This window comes from Nonomuraea sp. MG754425 (assembly GCF_021699195.1).
In the GTDB taxonomy this organism is placed as follows: domain Bacteria; phylum Actinomycetota; class Actinomycetes; order Streptosporangiales; family Streptosporangiaceae; genus Nonomuraea.
Window position 1 is genome coordinate 1 of the sequence record NZ_SSXE01000499.1, and the last position, 480, is coordinate 480.

The following is a 480-nucleotide window of genomic DNA, read 5'->3' on the forward strand; positions in this document are numbered from 1 at the left end:
ACGCCGACCTCACCTCCATCACCCTCAAACTCAACCCCGACCCCGCCTGGGCCCGCCGCACCCAAACCCTCCAAATCCTCGGCCGCGAACAGAACGCCACCACCTTCACCACCCTCGCCGCCCAGGCCACCCACACCTTCGACCCCGCCACCGCCAACTCCGGCTGGCCCGCCGGCCAACTCGCCGAACTCGAAGCCTGGGGCACCACCACCACCGACCCCGGCAACCCCGGCGACGGCACCAACCTCGCCCTCGGCAAGACCATGACCGAATCCGGCCACACCCACACCTACGTCGCCGCCAACGCCAACGACGACAACCCCGCCACCTACTGGGAAGGCACCACCTACCCCGCCACCCTCACCGCCCAACTCGGCGCCAACGCCGACCTCACCTCCATCACCCTCAAACTCAACCCCGACCCCGCCTGGGCCCGCCGCACCCAAACCCTCCAAATCCTCGGCCGCGAACAGAACGCCA

At 69.4% G+C, this 480-nt stretch carries 1 pseudogene; it reads left to right on the forward strand.

The features are described from left to right. A pseudogene (locus FAF44_RS53695) lies at positions 1-480 on the forward strand (hypothetical protein); the annotation flags it as partial.